The sequence below is a fragment of the Enterobacteriaceae endosymbiont of Neohaemonia nigricornis genome (genome assembly GCF_012571795.1).
Lineage (GTDB): Bacteria > Pseudomonadota > Gammaproteobacteria > Enterobacterales > Enterobacteriaceae.
Window position 1 is genome coordinate 819 of sequence record NZ_CP046222.1, and the last position, 23,116, is coordinate 23,934.

Annotated in this window: 18 protein-coding genes, 4 tRNA genes, 2 rRNA genes, 1 other RNA gene and 2 other annotated features (1 of these 27 running past the window's edge); of the genes, 11 read left to right on the forward strand and 14 right to left on the reverse strand. The window is 25.5% G+C overall.

The annotated features are described in order from the left end of the window. The 3 genes from GJT85_RS00010 to murB all read left to right on the forward strand — a co-directional run. Positions 1 to 1,234 (forward strand): 16S ribosomal RNA (locus GJT85_RS00010); it begins 165 nt to the left of the window's first position. 162 nt (positions 1,235 to 1,396) lie between these two features. Beyond that, positions 1,397 to 4,331 (forward strand) — a sequence feature (most likely nonfunctional fraction of RNA operon). After that, positions 3,885 to 3,963, reverse strand: a sequence feature (23S ribosomal RNA rRNA prediction is too short). Its footprint overlaps the feature before it by 79 nt. 66 nt (positions 4,332 to 4,397) lie before the next feature. Further along, a 5S ribosomal RNA gene (gene rrf / locus GJT85_RS00015) occupies positions 4,398 to 4,513 on the forward strand. 33 nt (positions 4,514 to 4,546) lie between these two features. Beyond that, positions 4,547 to 5,572: a UDP-N-acetylmuramate dehydrogenase gene (murB, locus tag GJT85_RS00020; RefSeq protein ID WP_208754177.1), complete on the forward strand. Its 1,026-nt coding sequence runs from the start codon at positions 4,547 to 4,549 to the stop codon at positions 5,570 to 5,572. Between the two features lie 34 nt (positions 5,573 to 5,606). Here the strand turns inward: murB and aroQ are convergent, their stop codons facing one another. Then, positions 5,607 to 6,050 (reverse strand): type II 3-dehydroquinate dehydratase, encoded by a 444-nt coding sequence (gene aroQ / locus GJT85_RS00025; protein WP_208754179.1) that lies wholly within the window; start codon positions 6,048 to 6,050, stop codon positions 5,607 to 5,609. A 269-nt stretch (positions 6,051 to 6,319) separates the two neighbouring features. Here aroQ and GJT85_RS00030 point away from each other — a divergent pair, with 269 nt between their 5' ends. Together GJT85_RS00030 and mreC are read left to right on the forward strand one after the other, a co-directional pair. After that, complete coding sequence (locus tag GJT85_RS00030) at positions 6,320 to 7,363, forward strand: rod shape-determining protein (protein WP_208754180.1); 1,044 nt, start codon at positions 6,320 to 6,322, stop codon at positions 7,361 to 7,363. Positions 7,364 to 7,398: 35 nt separating this feature from the next. Continuing rightward, on the forward strand, positions 7,399 to 8,223 hold the full coding sequence (gene mreC, locus GJT85_RS00035; protein ID WP_208754182.1) for a rod shape-determining protein MreC: 825 nt from the start codon (positions 7,399 to 7,401) through the stop codon (positions 8,221 to 8,223). An 86-nt stretch (positions 8,224 to 8,309) separates the two neighbouring features. On the opposite strand, the gene GJT85_RS00040 is transcribed toward mreC, so the two are convergent. Together GJT85_RS00040 and GJT85_RS00045 are read right to left on the reverse strand one after the other, a co-directional pair. Beyond that, positions 8,310 to 8,594, reverse strand: coding sequence for a TusE/DsrC/DsvC family sulfur relay protein (locus GJT85_RS00040; RefSeq protein WP_208754184.1), 285 nt, complete (start codon positions 8,592 to 8,594; stop codon positions 8,310 to 8,312). A 36-nt stretch (positions 8,595 to 8,630) separates the two neighbouring features. Then, positions 8,631 to 8,715: transfer RNA gene (locus GJT85_RS00045), tRNA-Ser, on the reverse strand. Between the two features lie 84 nt (positions 8,716 to 8,799). Here GJT85_RS00045 and rsmI point away from each other — a divergent pair. Continuing rightward, positions 8,800 to 9,663 carry a 16S rRNA (cytidine(1402)-2'-O)-methyltransferase gene (gene rsmI / locus GJT85_RS00050; RefSeq protein WP_208754186.1) on the forward strand — a complete coding sequence of 288 codons (864 nt, stop codon included), beginning with the start codon at positions 8,800 to 8,802 and terminating at the stop codon, positions 9,661 to 9,663. A 31-nt stretch (positions 9,664 to 9,694) separates the two neighbouring features. After that, an RNA gene (gene rnpB / locus GJT85_RS00055) (RNase P RNA component class A) lies at positions 9,695 to 10,063 on the forward strand. Here rnpB and folD read toward each other — a convergent pair. Continuing rightward, positions 10,059 to 10,922: a bifunctional methylenetetrahydrofolate dehydrogenase/methenyltetrahydrofolate cyclohydrolase FolD gene (folD, locus tag GJT85_RS00060; protein WP_208754188.1), complete on the reverse strand. Its 864-nt coding sequence runs from the start codon at positions 10,920 to 10,922 to the stop codon at positions 10,059 to 10,061. The two genes, rnpB and folD, sit on opposite strands and share 5 nt — an antisense overlap. An 88-nt stretch (positions 10,923 to 11,010) precedes the next feature. Here folD and GJT85_RS00065 point away from each other — a divergent pair. Then, positions 11,011 to 11,083, forward strand: a tRNA-Arg gene (locus GJT85_RS00065). 46 nt (positions 11,084 to 11,129) lie between these two features. Here GJT85_RS00065 and metB read toward each other — a convergent pair. From metB to GJT85_RS00080, 3 genes are all read right to left on the reverse strand, one after another. Next, positions 11,130 to 12,293 carry a cystathionine gamma-synthase gene (gene metB, locus GJT85_RS00070; protein WP_208754591.1) on the reverse strand — a complete coding sequence of 388 codons (1,164 nt, stop codon included), beginning with the start codon at positions 12,291 to 12,293 and terminating at the stop codon, positions 11,130 to 11,132. 154 nt (positions 12,294 to 12,447) lie between these two features. After that, positions 12,448 to 12,520 (reverse strand) — tRNA-Lys (locus GJT85_RS00075). A 9-nt stretch (positions 12,521 to 12,529) separates the two neighbouring features. After that, positions 12,530 to 12,602: transfer RNA gene (locus GJT85_RS00080), tRNA-Val, on the reverse strand. A 128-nt stretch (positions 12,603 to 12,730) separates the two neighbouring features. On the opposite strand from GJT85_RS00080, the gene gltX reads away from it, so the two are divergent. After that, positions 12,731 to 14,128, forward strand: a complete 1,398-nt coding sequence (gene gltX / locus GJT85_RS00085; protein ID WP_208754190.1) for a glutamate--tRNA ligase — start codon at positions 12,731 to 12,733, stop codon at positions 14,126 to 14,128. Between the two features lie 56 nt (positions 14,129 to 14,184). On the opposite strand, the gene hspQ is transcribed toward gltX, so the two are convergent. Then, on the reverse strand, positions 14,185 to 14,505 hold the full coding sequence (hspQ, locus tag GJT85_RS00090; protein WP_246212274.1) for a heat shock protein HspQ: 321 nt from the start codon (positions 14,503 to 14,505) through the stop codon (positions 14,185 to 14,187). A gap of 174 nt (positions 14,506 to 14,679) precedes the next feature. Here hspQ and alr point away from each other — a divergent pair, with 174 nt between their 5' ends. Then, positions 14,680 to 15,753, forward strand: coding sequence for an alanine racemase (gene alr, locus GJT85_RS00095; protein WP_208754192.1), 1,074 nt, complete (start codon positions 14,680 to 14,682; stop codon positions 15,751 to 15,753). Between the two features lie 32 nt (positions 15,754 to 15,785). On the opposite strand, the gene metG is transcribed toward alr, so the two are convergent. From metG to ftsY, 6 genes are all read right to left on the reverse strand, one after another. Continuing rightward, on the reverse strand, positions 15,786 to 17,408 hold the full coding sequence (gene metG / locus GJT85_RS00100) for a methionine--tRNA ligase (protein WP_208754193.1): 1,623 nt from the start codon (positions 17,406 to 17,408) through the stop codon (positions 15,786 to 15,788). A gap of 6 nt (positions 17,409 to 17,414) precedes the next feature. Beyond that, a complete protein-coding gene (locus GJT85_RS00105) occupies positions 17,415 to 17,972 on the reverse strand; it encodes a metal-dependent hydrolase (RefSeq protein ID WP_208754195.1) in 558 nt (185 codons plus the stop codon). Positions 17,973 to 17,990: 18 nt separating this feature from the next. Then, a complete protein-coding gene (locus tag GJT85_RS00110; RefSeq protein WP_208754197.1) occupies positions 17,991 to 19,928 on the reverse strand; it encodes an exoribonuclease II in 1,938 nt (645 codons plus the stop codon). Between the two features lie 61 nt (positions 19,929 to 19,989). Next, the gene (gene ssb / locus GJT85_RS00115; RefSeq protein WP_208754199.1) at positions 19,990 to 20,523 is read right to left on the reverse strand and encodes a single-stranded DNA-binding protein; all 534 of its coding nucleotides are present in this window, start codon (positions 20,521 to 20,523) and stop codon (positions 19,990 to 19,992) included. A gap of 37 nt (positions 20,524 to 20,560) precedes the next feature. Then, on the reverse strand, positions 20,561 to 21,430 hold the full coding sequence (rpoH, locus tag GJT85_RS00120; RefSeq protein ID WP_208754201.1) for an RNA polymerase sigma factor RpoH: 870 nt from the start codon (positions 21,428 to 21,430) through the stop codon (positions 20,561 to 20,563). Positions 21,431 to 21,477: 47 nt separating this feature from the next. Further along, the gene (gene ftsY, locus GJT85_RS00125; protein WP_208754203.1) at positions 21,478 to 22,425 is read right to left on the reverse strand and encodes a signal recognition particle-docking protein FtsY; all 948 of its coding nucleotides are present in this window, start codon (positions 22,423 to 22,425) and stop codon (positions 21,478 to 21,480) included. A 132-nt stretch (positions 22,426 to 22,557) separates the two neighbouring features. On the opposite strand from ftsY, the gene rsmD reads away from it, so the two are divergent. Then, positions 22,558 to 23,115 (forward strand): 16S rRNA (guanine(966)-N(2))-methyltransferase RsmD, encoded by a 558-nt coding sequence (gene rsmD / locus GJT85_RS00130; protein ID WP_208754205.1) that lies wholly within the window; start codon positions 22,558 to 22,560, stop codon positions 23,113 to 23,115. Position 23,116: the final 1 nt, after the last annotated feature.

Consider the following 23,116-nt stretch of genomic DNA (forward strand, 5'->3'; position numbering starts at 1 on the left):
TCAGCCACACTGGAACTGAGACACGGTCCAGACTCCTACGGGAGGCAGCAGTGGGGAATATTGCACAATGGGCGCAAGCCTGATGCAGCTATGCCGCGTGTATGAAGAAGGCCTTAGGGTTGTAAAGTACTTTCAATAAGGAAGAAGTAATAAAATATAATATATTTTATTATTGACGTTACTTATAAAAGAAGCACCGGCTAACTCCGTGCCAGCAGCCGCGGTAATACGGAGGGTGCTAGCGTTAATCGGAATTACTGGGCGTAAAGAGCACGTAGGCGGTTTATTAAGTCAGATGTGAAATCCCTAAGCTTAACTTAGGAACTGCATTTGAAACTAATTTACTTGAGTATCATAGAGGGGAGTAGAATTCCAGGTGTAGCGGTGAAATGCGTAGATATCTGGAGGAATACCAGTGGCGAAGGCGACTCCCTGGATGAATGCTGACGCTCAGGTGCGAAAGCATGGGTAGCAAACAGGATTAGATACCCTGGTAGTCCATGCTGTAAACGATGTCGACTTGGAGGTTGTAGGCTTGTCTTGTAGCTTCCGTAGCTAACGCGTTAAGTCGACCGCCTGGGGAGTACGACCGCAAGGTTAAAACTCAAATGAATTGACGGGGGCCCGCACAAGCGGTGGAGCATGTGGTTTAATTCGATGCAACGCGAAGAACCTTACCTGGGCTTGACATGTAGAGAAAAGCCGTAGAGATACGGTGTCCTTCGGGGTTCTGAGACAGGTGCTGCATGGCTGTCGTCAGCTCGTGTTGTGAAATGTTGGGTTAAGTCCCGCAACGAGCGCAACCCTTGTCCTTTGTTGCCAACGGTTCGGCCGGGAACTCAAAGGAGACTGCTGGTGATAAGCCGGAGGAAGGTGGGGATGACGTCAAGTCATCATGGCCCTTACGACCAGGGCTACACACGTGCTACAATGGTATATACAAAGGGAAGCATCCTCGCAAGAGTAAGCGGATCTCATAAAATATATCTTAGTTCGGATTGGAGTCTGCAACTCGACTCTATGAAGTCGGAATCGCTAGTAATCGTAGATCAGAATGCTACGGTGAATACGTTCCCGGGCCTTGTACACACCGCCCGTCACACCATGGGAGTGGGTTGTAAAAGAAGTAGGTTGCTTAACCTTACGGAGAGCGCTTACCACTTTGTGATTCATAACTGGGGTGAAGTCGTAACAAGGTAACCGTAGGGGAACCTGTGGTTGGATCACCTCCTTTTATTATAATTACTCTATGTGGAGAACGTTCTGAAAAACATTTTATTATTATATAAAATTTTTAATTATAAGTTCTTTGAAAATTTGGTTATTATATAATTATTTTAACATAGTATTTTTTATAAATACTATATAAAATTATTGAAACGATTGTGGGTTGTAAGGTTAAGTAAAATAAGCGTATACGATGGATGCCTTGGCAGTCAGAGGCGATGAAGGACGTGCTAATCTGCGAAAAGCGTCAATAAGTTGATTCGAAACGTTATTAATTGGCGATATCCTAATGGGGTAACCTAATGTATTTAATCATACATTATCGTTATTTGAATATATAGAATAACGAAGCAAACCAGGAGAACTGAAACATCTAAGTATCCTGAGGAATAGAAATCAATAGAGATTTCCTTAGTAGTGGCGAGCGAAACGGAAACAGCCCAAAGATATTAGTTAATATTATTTTAATAGAAGTGTCTGGAAAGTCATACGATACAAGGTGATAGTCCTGTATATAAAAAAATAATATTAACATTCTTAAAGAGTAAAACGAGACACGTGAAATCTTGTTTGAAGATAGGGGGATCATCCTCTAAGGCTAAATACTACTGACTGACCGATAGTGAACTAGTACCGTGAGGGAAAGGTGAAAAGAACCCCGGTTAGGGGAGTGAAATAGAACCTGAAATCGTATACGTACAAGCAGTAGGAGCATTTTAATAATGTGACTGCGTACCTTTTGTATAATGGGTCAGCGAGTTATATTTTGTAGCAAGGTTAACTGTGTAAGGGAGCCGTAGGGAAACCGAGTTTTAATAGAGCGTTAAGTTGCAAGATATAGACCCGAAACCCGGTGATCTAGCCATGAGCAGGTTGAAGGTAAGGTAATACTTACTGGAGGACCGAACTGACTAATGTTGAAAAATTAGCGGATGACTTGTGGTTAGGGGTGAAAGGCCAATCAAACCGGGAGATAGCTGGTTCTCCCCGAAAGCTATTTAGGTAGCGCCTCGTGTTATTCGTATTCGGGGGTAGAGCTCTGTTTCGGTTAGGGAGTCATCCAGACTTACCAATCCGATGCAAACTTCAAATACCGAATATCGTTATCACGGGAGACACACAGCGGGTGCTAACGTTCGTTGTGGAAAGGGAAACAACCCAGATCGCTAGCTAAGGTCCCTAAGTTATAATTAAGTGGGAAACGATGTGGGAAGGCATAAACAGCCAGGATGTTGGCTTAGAAGCAGCCATCATTTAAAGAAAGCGTAATAGCTCACTGGTCTAGTCGTCCTGCGCGGAAGATATAACGGGGCTAAATTATACACCGAAGCTGCGACAATAAGTGTTATTACATTTATTGGGTAGGGGAGCGTTCTGTAAGTCGTTGAAGATAAATTGTAAAATTTATTGAAGATATCAGAAGTGCGAATGCTGACATGAGTAACGATAAAATAGGTGAAAAACCTATTCGCCGAAAGACTAAGGTTTCCTATCCAACGGTAATCGAGGTAGGGTTAGTCGACACCTAAGGTGAGGCTGAAAAGCGTAATCGATGGATAACAGGTTAATATTCCTGTACTTGGTATTATTATGAAGGGGGGACGAAGAAGGTTAGATTATCCAGGTGATGGTTGTCTTGGTTTAAACGTTTAGATGGATTATTTAGGCAAATCCGGATAATTATTAACATTGAGGCGTGATGACGAAATACTTTATTGTATTGAAGTAATTGATACCATACTTACAAGAAAATCCTCTAAGTATTTAAAATAATATTAAATCGTACTATAAACCGACACAGGTGGTCAGGTAGAGAATACTAAGGCGTTTGAGAGAACTCAGGTGAAGGAACTAGGCAAAATAGTGCCGTAACTTCGGGAGAAGGCACACTGATAGTAAGTGACAAAATTTACTTTTAGAGCTGAATTCAGTCTAAGATAACAGCTGGCTGCAACTGTTTATTAAAAACACAGCACTGTGCAAACACGTAAGTGGAAGTATACGGTGTGACGCCTGCCCGGTGCCGGAAGGTTAATTGATGAAGTTATCATTTTTTGAGAAGCTTTTGATCGAAGCCCCGGTAAACGGCGGCCGTCTACTTCAGCCCCAGGATGTGATGAGCCGACATCGAGGTGCCAAACACCGCCGTCGATATGAACTCTTGGGCGGTATTAGCCTGTTATCCCCGGAGTACCTTTTATCCGTTGAGCGATGGCCCTGTCATATAGAACCACCGGATCACTAAGACCTGCTTTCGCATCTGTTTGAACCGTCATTCTTACAGTTAAGCCAGCTTATGCCTTTGCACTAACCTCACGATTTCCGACCGTGATTAGCTGACCTTAAGTGCTCCTCCGTTACTCTTTGGGAGGAGACCGCCCCAGTCAAACTACCCACCAGACATTGTCTCTAACCCGGATTACGGGTTTAGGTTAGAATATTAAGTATTTAAGGGTGGTATTTCAAGGTTGACTCCATACTAACTAGCGTTAATACTTCTATGTCTCCCACCTATCCTACACATAAATAATCAATATTCAATATCAAGCTATAGTAAAGGTTCACGGGGTCTTTCCGTCTTGCCGCGGGTACACTGCATCTTCACAGCAATTTCAATTTCACTGAGTCTCAGGTGGAGACAGTCTGGCCATCATTACGCCATTCGTGCAGGTCGGAACTTACCCGACAAGGAATTTCGCTACCTTAGGACCGTTATAGTTGTCCCAAGGGTATGGCTGTTCGCCATTTAAAGTGGTACGCGAGCTGGGTTTAGAACGTCGTGAGACAGTTCGGTCCCTATCTGCCGTGGGCGTTGGAAGATTGAAAGGATTTGCTCCTAGTACGAGAGGACCGGAGTGAACGCATCTCTGGTGTTCGGGTTGTCATGCCAATGGCATTGCCCGGTAGCTAAATGCGGAAAAGATAAGCGCTGAAAGCATATAAGCGCGAAACTTACCTTAAGATTATTCTTCCCAGGATATTTATTTATTTTATAGATATCCCTAAAGGGACGTTAAAGACTATGACGTTGATAGGCTGGGTGTGTAAGCATAGTAATATGTTGAGCTAACCAGTACTAATAAACACCCGTGAGTCTTAACCTTACAACACCAGAATCGTTTTTATTATTGTAACTTATTTAAAATTAGATTATATAATTTAATTTTGATCCTAGTATATATAACGCAATGGTACCACCTGAATCCATACCGAACTCAGAAGTGAAACGTTGTAGTGCCGATGGTAGTATGGGGTTTCCCCATGTAAGAGTAGGAAAATACTAGGATCAGAGTAAAACTTTATCAGTATTTTTAATAAAATGTTATCTTTAAAAAAATTTCATACTTTTCATACAAAGGTTTATGCATATAATATTATTAAAGTATATAGTATTAAACAGTTATGTGATATATGGAAATTATATTATCAAAAATTAATACCATGTCTGATATTAGGAAATGGCAGTAATGTATTGTTTACCACAAATTTTCAAGGGATTGTTTTAATTAATAGAATTAAGGGAATAACAATTAAATCAGATAACTTTTATTGGTATTTACATGTTGCTGCAGGAGAAAACTGGCATAATTTAGTACAATATACTATTGAAAATAATATGTATGGATTAGAAAATTTAGCATTAATTCCTGGATGTATTGGAGCGGCGCCAATACAAAATATTGGGGCTTATGGTGTTAGTTTAGAAAATTTTTGTATTTATGTAGATATAATAAATTTATATAATAAAAAAAAAAGTAGATTAAATAAATATGCATGTAAATTTTCCTATAGAAGTAGTATATTCAAACACATAAAATATCATAATCATGCTGTTATTGCATTGGGTTTGGCATTACCAAAAAAATGGTATCCTAATTTAAATTATAAAGATTTAAAATATTTAGATTATAATATTACTGCACCAAAAGTTTTTAAATATATATGTAATATTAGAAAAAAAAAAATACCTAACCATAAATTATTAGGTAATGCAGGTAGTTTTTTTAAAAATCCATTATTATCAAACAAAATCGGGATGAATATTATTAAAAAATTTTCTAATATTCCCTATATTTTAGAAAATAATCAAATAAAAATATCAGCAGGTTGGTTAATTGAAAAATGTAAATCAAATAATTTAACTTATCATGGTGCTACAATATACTCTAAACAATCATTAATTATTATTAATAAATATAATGCTTCAGGTCAAGATATAATAAAATTAGCTACAAAAATTTATTATTTAGTTGGTCAGAAATTTAATATTTGGTTAGAACCTGAAGTTAGAATAATAAATAGTTATGGCGAAATATTGCCATACCATATTTTCAAAAAACATTAAATATAAAAAAATAATATTTGTGTAATAGTAAACATTATTTATTAAGTTTTTTTAAAATTAAATTTAATGCTAAATAATATCCTTCTATACCACAACCTATAATAATACCTTGAGATATATCTGAAAAAAATGATTTTTGTCTAAATAATTCTCTTTTATATATATTTGTAATATGTACTTCAATAAATGGAATATTTATACCTAATAAAGTATCTCTTAATGCAATACTTGTATGTGTAAACGATGCAGGATTAAAAATGATATAATTAATATTTGTACTATATTGTACTAAACTATTAATTAGTATATACTCAGCATTAGATTGTACATGACTTAACATACAATTTTGTTTTTTAGCAATAATTTGCAGTTCTTTAATAATTTTTTTTAAAGATATATTACCATATTTATTAGGTTCTCTAATACCTAATAAATTAATATTTGGTCCATTAAGTACTAAAATATGATTAGATTTCATTATTAAAATACCTTAAAATATTAAAATATTAAAATATTAATTATATTAAAATTATATACAATTAATATTTTTTTATAAAACAATAAATAATATTATTATTTTAATTTATAATTAATTTATCTTCAAAATATTTTAAAATAAATATTTTTGATTTAAAATATAATAATTTATTTATTTTAAAGATAATGCTATTATTAATAGCATATTATTAATATAAGTTAATCTTAATCCTATATAACGATACAATATAACATTAGGTTCCTATTATTATGTTTAAAAAATTTCGGGGCATATTTTCTAATGATTTATCTATAGATTTAGGTACAGCAAATACTTTAATTTATGTTAAAGGACAAGGAATTGTATTAAATGAACCTTCTGTAGTTGCAATTAGACAAGACAAAACCGGTTTTCCTAAAAGTGTAGCTGCTGTAGGTTATGATGCAAAACAAATGTTAGGAAGAACTCCAGGAAATATTGCAGCAATTCGACCAATGAAAGATGGTGTTATAGCTGATTTTTTTATTACTGAAAAAATGTTACAACATTTTATTAAACAAGTACATAGTAATAGTTTTATGCGTCCTAGTCCAAGAGTTCTTGTTTGTGTTCCTGTAGGAGCAACACAAGTAGAAAGAAGAGCAATTAGAGAATCAGCTCAAGGTGCAGGAGCACGTGAAGTTTTTCTTATCGAAGAACCCATGGCTGCCGCTATTGGGGCAGGATTACCAGTATCTGAAGCTACTGGTTCTATGGTTATAGATATTGGAGGTGGTACAACTGAGGTTGCTGTCATTTCTTTAAATGGTGTGGTTTATTCTTCTTCTGTACGTATAGGTGGTGATAGATTTGACGAAGCTATTATTAATCATGTACGTAGAAATTATGGTTCTTTAATAGGAGAATCTACAGCCGAAAAAATTAAACATCAAATTGGTTCTGCTTATGCAAATAAGGAAATATTAGAAATGGAAGTTAGGGGTCGTAATTTAGCTGAAGGAGTACCAAGAAGTTTTAAATTAAATTCAAATGAAATATTAGAAGCTTTGCAAGAACCATTATCAGGCATTGTAAGTTCTGTTATGATAGCATTAGAACAATGTCCTCCTGAATTAGCGGGCGATATTGCAGAAAGAGGAATGATATTAACTGGTGGTGGTGCTTTATTAAAATATTTTGATAGATTATTAATTGAAGAAACTGGTATACCAGTAGCTATTGCTGAAGATCCATTAACATGTGTAGCAAGAGGTGGAGGTAAAGCACTAGAAATGATTGATATGTTTGGAGGAGATTTATTTAGTGAAGAATAAATTTTTATTATAATTAAAATAATTGCATAAAATATATGTTTAAAAAAAAATCTACTGTAAAATTTAAAATTATTATTATATCTATTATAATTATATTATGTATATTAATAAATAAATATGTTTATAATACTAATATAATAAAACAATTAATTAAAAAAAAAATTAATTTTGTATATGTGTTAGTAAATACACCTTATTGTATATTTAAAAATATAAATGATAAATTTTCTAGTAGTCAAAATATTAAAAAACAAAATAATTATTTATATAGAAAATTACTTTTACAAAGTATTAATTTATTTACTTTAACAACAGAAAAATATAATTTAGAACAAATAAATAGTATCACTAATTTAAATATAAATGTTAATAATAATATAAATAAAAAAATTTTTGGAGAAAGAATACCTATTTTATTGCCTTTATATTATGATAAAATTTTTATTAATAAAGGCACAACAGATTATGTATCACTAGGTGCAATTGCTCTAAACGAAATAGGATTTATAGGACAAATTATTACAACAAAAAAACATAATAGCGAAATATTACTATTATGTAGTACAAATAGTTCTATTTCTGTAAGATTAAAAAATAATAATGTAAAATTAATTCTTAATGGTACAGGATGTAAATATCCAATTACATTAAAATCTACATATATACCAGAAAATGTTAATATAAAAATTGGTGATATCTTACTAACATCAGAATTAAATAATCATTATATAATTAATTATCCTATTGGTTCTGTCATAAAAATAATTAATAATAAAAAATTACATGCTAATATAATATATGTAAAACCTTTAGTAAATATAGAACAAATTAAGTATTTGTTATTGATTAATTTTAAATAACATATATTTTAAAAAATCTAAATTTTTTTTAGATTATATTAAATTTTTCTATTAATAAAATTAATGTTAACATAACACAAAATATATTATAAACATACATCTGTATAATTAATACCAGCTATAATTGCAGCTTTTTTTATAGGTTCTTGAGGAAATAGATGATATATATACATACTATTACCTTTTTTTTCCCCATATCTTTCTCTAATAATATTAATTAATATTTTCATATTAGGTAATGTATTGAATTTACCATATAATTCTCTTAATAAATATATAATTTCCCAGTGTTCTGGTGTCAAACAAATATTTTCTTTATAAGCTATTGATTCTGCTATATTTATATTCCAATTAACTATTTTATTTTTCATTATATTACTAATGTTAATTATTTTTAAGATAATATTCGGAGGAAGAGAGATTCGAACTCTCGAATAGTTTCCTATTGCCGGTTTTCAAGACCGGTGCCTTCAACCACTCGGCCATTCCTCCAAAATAAAAGAACACTTAATTTCTGTAATGTAGTATATAATATTTAATAAATAATTAAAAGTAATTTTAAAAAAGAAATAAAATATGACAAACAATATATCATATGGCAATTTATATATTGTACCAACACCTATAGGTAATTATAATGATATTACACAAAGAGCATTAGCAATTTTAAATAAAGTAGATTTTATTTTATCAGAAGATACACGTAAAACAGGTATTTTATTAAAATATTTTAATATAAATAATAAATTATATTCTTATTACGAATTTAATGAATATAAACAAACTATTAATGTTATTAAAAGTTTGCAAAACGGCAAAAATATTGCATTAGTATCAGATGCTGGAACACCATTAATTAATGATCCAGGATATAGAATAGTACAATTATGTCGTACAAAATTTAATAATACAATAAAAATTATACCATTAGGTGGGCCATGTGCAGCAATTTTAGCATTATCAGCATCAGGTTTGCCTACGAATCGTTTTTGTTATGAAGGATTTTTATCTAAAAAAAAAAATAAAAGAATAAAAAGATTACAAGAATTAAAATTTGAATATAGAACATTAATTATTTATGAATCAAAACATCGTATTTTAAATTGTTTATATGATATAAAAAATATATTTGGAGAAAATAGATATATAGTAATTGCAAAAGATCTTACAAAAAAATGGGAAAATATTCATGGTGATACTGTATTTAATTTAATTAATTGGATAAATTTAGATAAAAATAGACTAAAAGGCGAAATTGTACTAATTGTTCAAGGATATAATCAAACTGTAATAATAAACAACAATGATAAAATAATAAAAATATTATATGAATTAAAAAAAGAATTATCAACAAAAACAGCTATTAAAATTGTATCACAAATATATAAAATTAAAAAAAATATATTATATAAATTAATAATATCAAAAAATATTGATTAATGTATTATAATATAATATAATACATAAGGTATGGGTTAATTAAAACAGTCGCTTGTGTACTTTTAATAAGTATACAAGAGGAAAGTCCGGACTCCATAGGGTTATGATGCCAGATAATAACTGGGAAGTGTAAACTTACGAATAGTGCAACAGAAAAAATACCGCTATAATATATATTTATCTATATATAGTAAGGGTGAAAAGGTGTGGTAAAAGCATACCGATATATTAGTAATAATATATGTCTATGTAAACTCCATCAGGAGCAAGGCTAAATAAAGGTTTGTATATATTAACCCGTATAAAAAACCTGGGTAAGCTGCAAGAAATAATAAGTAATTATTATTCTAGATAAATGACTGTTCTTTGACAGAATCCGGCTTAACGATTAACCTTTATATATGAATATTATTATTATAAGATTCATAAGCAGATAAAGTATTATACATTAACATAGATATTGTAACAGGACCTATACCACCTGGGACTGGTGTGATGTATGATGCTTTAGATGTAGCTGTTATAAAATCAACATCTCCTACAATTTTATTATCTATTCTATTAATACCTACATCTATAACAATAGCATTATACTTTATCCATTTTCCTGAAATAAAATTTGGTTTTCCAATGGCTACAACTAATAAATCAGCACATTTTATATGATATTTTAGATTTACAGTAAAACGGTGTGTAATAGTTACAGTACAACCTAATAATAATAATTCTAATGCTATAGGTCTTCCTACAATATTTGACGCTCCTACTATTACAGCATGTAATCCACAAGCATTAATATGATAATATTTTAATAATTTTATAATACCTAATGCTGTACAAGATCTAAATAATGGTTTACGCTGATATAATCTACCTATATTATAGGCATTTAATCCTTCAATATCTTTTTTTGGATCTATAGTATTAAAAATTGTAGTCTGACACAAATGTTTTGGTAATGGTAATTGTATTAATATACCATGAATATTATTATCTTTATTTAAAGAATGAATAATATTTATTATTGTTGTTTCTTTAGTATTATATGGTAAATAATAATCATACGAAACAAATCCTAATTGTTTAGATATATCTAGTTTTTTATTTATATATATTCTTGAAATAATATCATTACCAATTAAAATAACTCCTAATCCTGGTGGTTGTAATTTATTAAATTTAATAAATTTAATTTTTTTTTTTATATTTTGATAAATTTTATTAGCAAATATGTAACCATCAATAATTTTAGCATTCATAAAAATGTACTCTCCTATATATATTTTAATAAATATTAAAATTTTATATATAAAAATATATTTCATGTGTTATAATATTTACTATGATGCGCTCTTAGCTCAGTGGATAGAGCAATAGCCTTCTAAGCTATTGGTCACAGGTTCGAATCCTGTAGAGCGCAAGATTATATAGATATAATAATACATATTGTTTATTAATAATATATATTACATTATAGAATGTACAGATTTAAAAGCATGTTCTAAATCGTTTATAAGATCTTGTACATCTTCAATACCTACTGAAATTCTTAGTAATAAATTAGAAATTCCTGCTTGTAACATTTCTTTTTTAGATATACAAATATGAGTCATACTAGCTGGATGACAAATTAAACTTTCTACACCCCCTAAAGATTCGGCTAAAGTAAATAAAGTTAATGTTTGCAAAAATTTTTTTAACATATTATTTGAACCATTAAATTCAAAACTAATAATAGCACCAAAACCTTTTTGTTGTTTTTTTGCAAAAATATGTCCAACATTTTCTTTTAATGAAGGATGATATATCTTTTTTACTAATTTTTGTTTTTTCAAATAATTTATAATTTTTAGAGTATTTTTTTGTGCTTTATATAATCTTATATATAATGTGCGAATACCTCTTAATAATAAATAATCATTTAATACAGAACTTGTAATCCCTATATTATTAGCCCACCAATATAATTTATTTAACAAATTATTTTGTTTAGTAATAATTGCTCCTGCAATTAAATCTGAATGTCCATTTAAATATTTAGTACAAGAATGTATAACTAAATCAGCTCCTAATTTCAATGGATTTTGGAATACAGGACTTAATAATGTATTATCAATAATACTAATTGCACCTATTTTATTTATTTCAGAACAATAAAAAGGTAAATCAACAACATTTAATAATGGATTACTTGGACTTTCTATAAAAACTATCTGAGGTTTTTTTAATAAAGCAGAAAGAAATGTTTTTTTACAAAACATATTAATAAAATGAACATTATATATATTTTTTTCTAATAAACTTTTAAATAATCTATAACTACCCCCATAACAATCATTAGGACAAATAATCAAATCTCCTGGTTTTAATAATGTAATAATTGCTAAATATATAGCAGACATTCCACTATTTGTGACAATTGCTCCAATACCATTTTCTAATGATGCAATAGTATTTTGTATAATATCTCTTGTAGGATTTTTTTTTCTAGAATAATCATATTTTCTAGATTTTTTATAATCTTTAAAACTATAATTACTAGATATATAAATAGGAGGTATTACACATCCATATTGTTTATCTATATTTAAACCATTATGTACTACTACAGTTTTTTTTTTATAATTAATCATATTTAATATATTAATAATTTTATATTAAAATATATATAAATATATACTAAATTAAAAATTAATTCTAATAATATTAGATTTTATTATATGAAATTTATTTATTACATAATAAAATATAAATAATATTTATAAAAAAGAAAATAATCATATATGGGTCGTGCAGGATTTGAACCTGCGACCAATTGATTAAAAGTCAACTGCTCTACCAACTGAGCTAACGACCCTATATTTTATGGGTGATGACGGACTTGAACCGCCGACAACCTCCTTGTAAGGGAGGGACTCTACCAACTGAGCTAATCACCCTAAAAAATAAATATACTCTATGCTATATTTATTTATATAAATAAGTCAACATTTATTTTAAAAAAAATAATATATATATTATAAATCATATATAATAATTAATATTTAAAAAATATAAAAAATATAATATGAAAATTATAACACGTTTTGCACCTAGTCCAAGTGGTTATTTACATATAGGAAATATACGTACTGCATTATATTCCTGGTTATTTGCAAGAAAAAATAATGGAATATTTATTTTAAGAATAGAAGATACTAATGCAAAAAAAATTCAAAATAATTTTCTTGAAAATATTGTTAATAGTCTAAAATGGTTAAATATTGATTGGGATAAAGGTCCTTATTTACAAAGTACTAAATTAAATACATACAAAAAAATTATTAATAATATGTTAAATAAAGGTATAGCTTATAAATGTTATTGTTCTAAATCATTACTTAAAAAGGATAAAGAAAAACAAATATTATTAGGCATTAAAACAAAATACAATGGTAGATGTCGTAATAATACAATTAAACAAAATATACCATATGTAGTAAGATTTCGTATGCCACATATTGGTTCTACTACTTTTAAAGATCTTGTTAGGGGCAATATTACTATTAATAATATAGAATTAGATGATTTTATTATACAAAGAAGTGATGGCACACCCACATATAATTTTTGTGTTGTTATTGATGATTTAGATATGAATATTACTCATATTATTAGAGGAGAAGAACATATTAATAATACCCCTAAACAAATTAACATAATTAAAGCATTAAATAAACCAATACCATATTATGTACATGTTTCTATTATTACAAATAAATTTGGTAAAAAAATTTCTAAAAAACATCAAGATATTAATATATTACAATATAAAAAAGATGGATATCTACCACAAGCATTATTAAATTATATTTTAAGATTAGGATGGTCATATGGTAATAAGGAAATTTTTACATTACAAGAAATGAAACAATTATTTAGTTTAAAGCAATTAAATAAATCACCTAGTATTTTTGATATAAATAAATTAAATTGGTTAAATAAATACTATTTAAAACAATTATCTAAAGATTATATGATGAATTATTTAATAAATTTTTGTAAAAATAAAAATTTTGATATAAATAATGGACCAACTATACAAAATATTTATGATATTTTTTATAATAGATGTAATACATTACAAGAAATTAATAATTTATGTCTTATTTTTTATACTAAACCTAATTATAAAACTAATAATCAATCATTATTATTTTTAAATCAAAATACTAAATATATTTTAAAAACAATATACATGTCTTTTATATCTATACAACAATGGTCTATTATTAATATTAATTTAACAATAAAACAAATAACTAAAGAACTAAATTTATCTTTTTCTAAAATTGCTATGCCATTACGTTTTGTAATTACTGGATCTAATATTAGTCCACCAATCCATGAAATTATATATTTAATGGGTAAAAATAAAACTATCAAACATATAATAAATGCTATAAATTTTATTAATAAAAAATAAAATAAATGTATTATATAATGATTATCTTCCAAATATAATTAATCATTATTTATGATTTAATTACGTAATCTAGGTTGTATAAATTGTTTTTTTATAGAATTAGATAATTCATCTAATGAGGAATATTCAAAATGTTCATTTAGAGGTTCGCCTGATAATTGTAATTCAGATAAATAAGTATGTATAGGATATCCTGATGCATCTTCCATAACTACATGATACCATGGTTTATTGCATAATATTATATTATCTGTAATATCATTAATTTTAGGATCATTTAGAGAATATATTGGATCAACATCAATAATGACTCCTATAAAACCTAATAATTTATGTCTGACTTGTTGACCAATACCAAATTTACTGGTAATCATCATTAATTTATCTCCTTTGTTATAATAAAATTATAATATTAAAAACATAAAATTCATAATATATAATATATTATATATTATCATTATGTTTATAAGTAAAGAATATTAGTTTATATTTTTTATTTAAATAAATTATTTTATATATATATTTTAAAGTGTATTTTTAAGGAAAATATAATGACACGACCTATTGCTGCAATTATTAATACTAAAAATATACAACATAATTTAAATGTGATACGTAATTTAGTTTTTCCATCTAAAATTTGGTCTGTATTAAAAGCTAATGCTTATGGACATGGTATAAATAATATTTGGAAAAGTTTAATATTAACAGATGGTTTTGCTGTATTAAATTTATCAGAAGCTATATTTTTAAGAAAAAAATATCATAATAAACCAATTTTATTATTAGAAGGATTTTTTAATATTAATGATTTATATTTAATATATAAATATAATTTAACAATAACTATACATAGTAATTGGCAGTTAGATATTTTAATTAATTATCAACCTAAATATCCTATAAATATATATATTAAAATTAATACAGGAATGAATAGATTAGGTTTTAAAATAAATAATATTCATAATATAATTTATATTATAAAAAAAAAAATTAATATAAAAAATATTGCTTTTTTAGCACATTTTGCTGACTGTTCGAAACATTCACATTATTTATTTCAAGAATTAAATATTATAAAAAAAACAATTGACCATTATACATACACGCGTTCTTTTGCTAATTCTGCAGCTATATTATGGCATGAATTTATGCATTATGATTGGGTTAGATGTGGTATTTTATTATATGGTGCTTCACCAACAAGTAAATGGGAAGATATTAAAAATCTATCTATTAAACCGGTTATGACTTTACAAAGTAAAATTATAGGAATACAAAAATTAATGCCAGGAGAAACTGTAGGATATAATCATCAATATTGTACAAATAAAAAACGGAGAATAGGAATTATAGCTTGTGGTTATGGTGATGGTTATCCTAAAAATATTTCTAATAATACATCTATTTTAATTCATGGTACAATAACTAAGATATTAGGTACTGTTACTATGGATATGATAGCTGTCGATTTATTTAATATTCCTACTGCAAAAATAGGAACTAAAGTAGAATTATGGGGTGATAATATTAAAATTGACAATATTGCTCAATCTGCTAATACTATTAGTTATGAATTAATGTGTGCAATTTCATCAAGAGTGCCAAGAATAATTAAATAAAATTATTAACAAAAATATATGTACTAATTTTTTTATTTAGATATAATATTTTTTATTTGATTTTCATCTATACGTTCAAATAAAACTACAAACTTATTAATTTGATGATTTAATAAAGGTATATGAATATCTTTAAAACTTAATATAGTATTTAAAAATATTTCAGTTTTTTTAGATAAATCAGGCATAATAGGTTTAATATATATCATAATAATACGAAACATATTAATAGCTAATGAACAAATATTATGTGTTAAATGCTGATTTTTCTTAATAGTTATCCAAGGTTTATGTGTATCTATATATTTATTTGCAATATCAGCTAAACATAATATTTCTTGAATAACATGACTAAATTGTCTTTGAATAAAATATGTATGAATAATTTGAGATGAATTAACAAATTGTAAATATATTTTCATATCTATATATTTAGATATTGTATTATAAAAATAATTATTAATGAAATATGATGTTCTAGATGCTATATTAACAATTTTATTCACAATATCAGAATTAACTTTATAAGCAATATCATTTAAATTTAAATCTATATCATCAATATTATTTGAAATTTTAGTTGCATAATAATAACGTAAACTATCAGCATTAATATATTGTAACCATTTTTTAGCTGTAATAAAGGTACCTTGTGATTTGGACATTTTATAACCATTTAAAGTTACATGACCATGAATAAATAATTTTGTAGGTTTTCTAAAATAACTACCTTCTAAAATAGCAGGCCAAAATAAACTATGAAAATAAATAATATCTTTTCCAATAAAATGATATAATTCTGTAATAGAATTAGTTTTCCACCATTCATAGAAACATAATTTTTTGTTTTTAGAACAAAAATTATAAAATGTACTAATATATCCAATAGGTGCATCTAACCAAACATAAAAATATTTATCTGTAGTATTAGGTATATTAAACCCAAAGTATGGTTTATCTCGTGTAATATCCCATGATTTTAAAGAAGCATTAAACCATTCTAATACTTTATTTATTACTATATCTTCTAATACTCCTGACATAATCCAAGTTTTTAAAATATTAAATAATTTATTTAAAATAAAAAAATAATGTTCTGATTTACGTATTATAGGAATAGTTCCAGATAATATTGATATAGGCTTAATTAATGCTATAGATTCATAATTACGTCCACAATTATTACAATGGTCACCATTTTGTTTAATACTATAACAAAATGGACATGTACCTTGTACTAATCTATCTGGTAAAAATATATTATATTTTTTATCATATAATTGATCTACTATTTTTTTTTTAATTAATTTGTTTTTTTTTAAACGATTAAAAATTAGTTTAGAAAAAAAATAATTTTCTTGACTGTGTGTTGTATGATAATTATCATAACTGATATAAAAATTTTTTAAATCTTTTATATGTTGAGTAAATATTTTATTAATCATACGTTCTGGTTGAATATTAGATGCTTTAGCTTTTAACATAATAGGTGTACCGTGTGCATCATCAGCACTAATAAAATATATTTCATCACCACACATACGACGATATCTTACCCAAATATCTGCTTGAATATGTTCTAACATATGTCCAAGATGTATAGGACCATTAGCATATGGTAATGCACAAGTTACTAATATTTTTTTTGATTGCATATTATTTTAGTAAATATTATTAAGTAATTTTATATATGTTTTAATACAAAACTGTATAAGTATATGATTATATCCAGGATATAATAAATATACAGAAAATACAAAATATATATAACAAAAAAATTTTTCTGTAAATAAATGTCTTGTTATAATAGGTAATTTAAAACGTATTTTTAATGGCCATAGTAATAGTACACCATGTGGAGTTATTATATCAGCAATAATATGAGTACAATATCCTATAATCAATCCTAATTGAATATCCATTTTCAGAAAAATAATTTTATTAGATATTATTTGTAATATATAATATATTAAATATATAGCACATAAACTATGTGTAAAACCTCTATGATTAAATAGTTTTGTAATAATATAAGAAAAGTATTTTAATTTTTTGCTTATAATAGATTTAGAATGATCAATATCAGGCAATAAACAAGTAATTATAGATATAGGAATAATACGCCACCAATCATCATGATGCATAAATTGTGAACATATAAAATGTTGTATTAAAAAACTTGTAGAAATAGTAAAAAATAAATGTCCTTGTGTTGTCATGATTTTTTTTATTATATTTTATGAAATAATTTTTACAATAATATTATTATTTACATCAATTTTTTCAATCATAACTTTTATATAATCAGTTACTTTATATAATATTTTATTGTTATATAAAATTTTACCTTGCATAGGTAATATAATAATATTATTTGATATAGATGATATTAAATTTATTGGAATTAATGCATACATACCATTTTTTATTAATCTAACTTTTAATCCTATTAATAATACATCAATAATTTCTGATACAAAAATTTGTTTATCATTTAAAATATTTTTACAATATTCTATGTATAACCAATTAATAATACGATTTTCTATTTGTTTATTTAAACGTTTTTTATAATTCATATTATGAATTATTTGTACAGATGGTTTATTTATACATTTTTTTTGTATAATAGCTTTAATTAATCTATGATTAATCAAATCACCAAATTTACGTAAAGGTGAAGTCCAAGTCGCATATCTTAGTACACCTAATCCAAAATGTGGGCCGGGTTTAGATTGAAAAATAGTTGCTAATTGATATTTACGTATACGATTTAATAATAATAAAAGTTTTTGTTTTTTTAATTGCTGATATATATGTTTGTAACCTTGTAAAGTAGTTAATATAGATGTTTTATATTGAATATTATATTCATTTAATAAAAAAACAATTTTATTAATTTTTTTATAATTAAAGCCATAATATACATTATATATTCCAAAACCTAAAAATTTATATAATATTTCTGCCGCACATATATTTGCTGCAACCATAATTTCTTCAATAATTTTATGTGCAATTCTTTTAGGTTCTAATTTTATATTCAAAATTTGAAGTTGATCATTCATTATTAATTTATATATAGGATTATTAAAAAATATTGTGTTTTTTTTACTCCATTGTCTACGATATATATAACTCTTATATAATAAATTAATTTGATTTTTTATTTCATAATTTTCTGGTTGCCATGTGCCAATATTATCTAACCAATTAGAAACATTAACATAATTTAATTGTGCTTTAGATTGTATTAATCCCATAAAAAATTCTGCATTTTGTAATAAAATACCATCATTATTAATAATCATTTTACAAACTAAAGTAGATCTAATTTGCATTGGTTGTAATGAACATATATTTTCTGATATATATTTAGGTAATAAAGGAATAATAAATTCTGGGAAATAAGTAGTAAACATTCTATTTGATGCAATAATATCTATTTTACTATTATATTCAATATATGATGTAGGATCAGCAATAGCTACATAAATTTGTAATTGCTGTGTATTTATTTCTTCTATATATATAGCATCATCAATATCTTTAGTATTAATATTATCTATAGTAATAAAACATAATTTGGTTAAATCTCTTCTGTGTGTATTATTATCAATTATCTTAATATTATGACATAAACTATCACTAGGTGGACTTATATCTATATTATATTTAGAAAAAATTTTCCAAAATTGTAATAAATATTTATTTTTATATGGAAAATATTCAATAATTTCTACTTTAAACTTATGAAAATTTTGTAAAGGATGATTAATAATTTTAGCTAAAATTAAATCATCATCCTTTAAATTATATATATTTCTATTATGTGAAATAATTAAATTATGTTTATAATTAGCATTATTTAATGGTATAAAATATAATTTATTATTTATTTTTTTAATATTACCTATAAATATATTTATATTAGATTGTAATAATTTAATAGGAATAGCTTCTTCTAATGTACTATTAGATTTTACAAAAAATAATACACGATCTCCACACATAATTTTATCTAAATATGTAATAGAAATATTATACATTTTTTTATTTTTTATAGATAATATTACAAAATTTTTATTTATTATTTTTACAATACCTTCTAAATAATTAGATATTTTTGATAATTTATTTTTTAATTGTAAAAGTATTTTATTATTATGTAACATTATTAATATGTTTTAAATATATATGTAATATTAAATTTAAATATTGACAATTATTAGAATTTTAAAAAGGAATATCGTCTTCAAAATTAATAGTAGAATTATCATCTATATTTTTTTGTTTTGTTAAAGAAAAATCTTTTTTATCTGTTATTTTTGTATCTATTTTATTTTCCCAAGAATCTTTTGTTGGTTTTGTTGTATTATGTTGTTGTGTAGTTAATGATTCATTATCATTTTTTATTTTTAAAGGACTTAATATTTGCATTGTTCCACCTACACTAACAATAATTTCTGTTATATAATTATCTTGTCCGTTTTGATTTTGCCATTTACGTGTTTGTAAATATCCTTCTATATATATTTGTATACCTTTCTTAAGATATTCATTAGCTATTTCAGCTAATTTACCAAATATAACAACTCTATGCCATTCTGTTTTTTCTTTATTTTCACCTGTATTTTTATCTTTCCAATAATCTGTTGTAGCAATAACAATGTTAACTACAGGATTGCCATTAGGCATATAACGTATATCAGGATTTTTACCGACATGACCAATTAAAATTACTTTGTTAATACCTCTTTTACCTGCCATTATATTATTCCTTCTTTATAATTCTAAATAAATATATTTATGATTGTTCTATTAATAACCGTAATTTTTTCATAGCATTAGTTTCTAATTGACGAATTCGTTCTGCTGATATACCATAATAATTAGCTAATGATTGTAATGTTTCTTTTGTATTATTCTTATTTAACCATCGCGAATTAATAATATCACGACTACGATTATCTAATTTTTTTATAGCATTAACTAATTTATGTGTAATAAATTTTGTCCAATTATTTTTTTCTATTAATTTTGCAAAATTAGATGTTTTATCCTTAATTAAATAATTAATATTACTATTATTATTATAAGAAGTATCACTAGGAATGTTTAATGTAATATCTTGTGATGACATACGTGATTCCATTTCATATACATCTTTAATAGACACACCTAATGTTTTAGCTACCATGTTTATTTCATCTTTATGAAACCAACCTAATCTTTGTTTTGCCTTACGTAAATTAAAAAATAATTTTCTTTGAGCTTTAGTTGTGGCTACTTTAACTATACGCCAATTACGTAAAACATATTCATGTATTTCAGCTTTAATCCAATGAATAGCAAAAGATACTAAACGTACACCAATATTAGGATTAAATCTTTTAACTGCTTTCATTAATCCAATATTGCCTTCTTGTATTATATCTGCTTGTTGTAAACCATAACCTGAATAATGTTTAGCAACATGTACAACAAATCGTAAATGTGATAGAATTAGCTTTTTTGCAGCTTCTATATCACTTTTATAAAAAAATTTACATGACAGATTTTTTTCTTCTTCTGCAGTTAAAATTGGATAATTATTGGTTGCATATATATATGAATCTAAAGAACCTAAAGAATTAATAAATATTCTTGGAGTTATAGTTAATATGTGATTATACATTTTCAACCTCTTAAAATATAATTTTTTTACATTTTTTATAATAAAACTTAATTTTTTGTGAAAATAGTATTAATAAAATTTTCAGCATTAAATAAATGTAAATCTTGTATTTGTTCTCCTGTACATATATATCTTATAGGAATTTTAAATTCATTTGCTAAAGAAAAAATAACTCCTCCCTTAGCAGTTCCGTCAAGTTTAGTTATAGTAATACCAGTTATATTAATATGTTTATTAAATATTTTAAATTGATTAATGGAATTTTGTCCAATATTAGAATCTAATATTAACATAGTTTCATTTGGAGCATCATATATTTTTTTTTTAATTACTCGTACATTTTTTTTTAATTCTTCTAATAAAGAAATATTATTATGTAATCTGCCTGCAGTATCTATTATTAATATATCTATATTATCTTTTTTTGTTTTTACTATTGCATCATAAATTACAGCAGAACTATCATGTATTTTATTATTATTTATAATATAACTATTACTTTTATAACTCCATATTTTTAATTGTTCATTAGCACCTGCTCTAAATGTATCTCCAGAAGCTAAATAAACAGATTTATTTTGTTTATAAAAATAATATGCTAATTTACCTATAGTTGTTGTTTTACCTACACCATTTATACCAAATATTAAAATAATAAAAGGTTTATTCATACTATTAATTATTAAAGGTTTTTCAACTATAGATAATATATTAAACATTTCTTGTTTAATAAAATTATATAATTGATCTGAATATTGTATATTATTTAATTTAGAGTACTGAATAGTTTTATTAACTATATCATTGGTAGTTTTTATACCTATATCAGAAATAATTAATGTTTCTTTTAAAGAATTAAAAAAATTAACATTAATATTATGTTTTTTTCTAAATAAATTAATAAAGTTTTTACTAATATTTTTACTAGTTTTCCATAAATTTGATGCTAAAGAACTAAAAAAACTTTTGTTATTTATATTTTTTTTTATTATCATGTGTTTATTTTATAAACTTTAATTTAAAATAAAAAATTGATTTAAATTATACTATCTTATACAATTAAATTAGAACATCATTTACATAAAATATCAAAATAAATTTATATATTAATTTTAAAAATAATAATTATGCGTAAAATCTATATTATTACTGGTAAATGGAAATATAAAAGTATATATGTTATAAATCATAATAAATTAAAACCTACAATGAATTTTATTCGTGCTAATTTATTTAATTGGTTAACAAATAATCTTCATATGATGAAATGTTTAGATTGTTTTGCTGGTACTGGTTCGCTAAGTTTAGAAGCTTTATCTAGAAATGCATTATCAGCTACATTAATAGAAAATAATTATCATATTTTTATACAATTAAAAAAAAATATTATGTCATTTAATAAAATTAATATATCATTAATTTATGATAATATTATAAATTTTATATCTTATACATCAGAAACATTTGATTTAGTATTTATTGATCCACCTTTTAATATAAATAATACTTTACTTTCACAAGTATGTATGTTACTAGAAAAACATGCATGTCTCAATCCTAATGCATTGATTTATATAGAATATATGGCAAATAGTAAAAATTTATTTTTACCATCAAATTGGATTAAATATCGTGAAAAACAATTTAGTTATGTGACATATGCTCTATATAAAAAAAATAATTAAA

Bases quoted from the DNA above. Each gene is read 5' to 3' on its own strand.
- murB (WP_208754177.1), top strand. From the start codon at position 4,547: ATGTTATCTTTAAAAAAATTTCATACTTTTCATACAAAGGTTTATGCA.
- rsmI (WP_208754186.1), top strand. From the start codon at position 8,800: ATGACAAACAATATATCATATGGCAATTTATATATTGTACCAACACCT.
- mreC (WP_208754182.1), top strand. From the start codon at position 7,399: ATGTTTAAAAAAAAATCTACTGTAAAATTTAAAATTATTATTATATCT.
- gltX (WP_208754190.1), top strand. From the start codon at position 12,731: ATGAAAATTATAACACGTTTTGCACCTAGTCCAAGTGGTTATTTACAT.
- GJT85_RS00110 (WP_208754197.1), bottom strand. From the start codon at position 19,928: ATGTTACATAATAATAAAATACTTTTACAATTAAAAAATAAATTATCA.
- rsmD (WP_208754205.1), top strand. From the start codon at position 22,558: ATGCGTAAAATCTATATTATTACTGGTAAATGGAAATATAAAAGTATA.
- alr (WP_208754192.1), top strand. From the start codon at position 14,680: ATGACACGACCTATTGCTGCAATTATTAATACTAAAAATATACAACAT.
- folD (WP_208754188.1), bottom strand. From the start codon at position 10,922: ATGAATGCTAAAATTATTGATGGTTACATATTTGCTAATAAAATTTAT.
- GJT85_RS00030 (WP_208754180.1), top strand. From the start codon at position 6,320: ATGTTTAAAAAATTTCGGGGCATATTTTCTAATGATTTATCTATAGAT.
- GJT85_RS00040 (WP_208754184.1), bottom strand. From the start codon at position 8,594: ATGAAAAATAAAATAGTTAATTGGAATATAAATATAGCAGAATCAATA.
- GJT85_RS00105 (WP_208754195.1), bottom strand. From the start codon at position 17,972: ATGACAACACAAGGACATTTATTTTTTACTATTTCTACAAGTTTTTTA.
- rpoH (WP_208754201.1), bottom strand. From the start codon at position 21,430: ATGTATAATCACATATTAACTATAACTCCAAGAATATTTATTAATTCT.
- ssb (WP_208754199.1), bottom strand. From the start codon at position 20,523: ATGGCAGGTAAAAGAGGTATTAACAAAGTAATTTTAATTGGTCATGTC.
- metG (WP_208754193.1), bottom strand. From the start codon at position 17,408: ATGCAATCAAAAAAAATATTAGTAACTTGTGCATTACCATATGCTAAT.
- aroQ (WP_208754179.1), bottom strand. From the start codon at position 6,050: ATGAAATCTAATCATATTTTAGTACTTAATGGACCAAATATTAATTTA.
- hspQ (WP_246212274.1), bottom strand. From the start codon at position 14,505: ATGATGATTACCAGTAAATTTGGTATTGGTCAACAAGTCAGACATAAA.
- ftsY (WP_208754203.1), bottom strand. From the start codon at position 22,425: ATGATAATAAAAAAAAATATAAATAACAAAAGTTTTTTTAGTTCTTTA.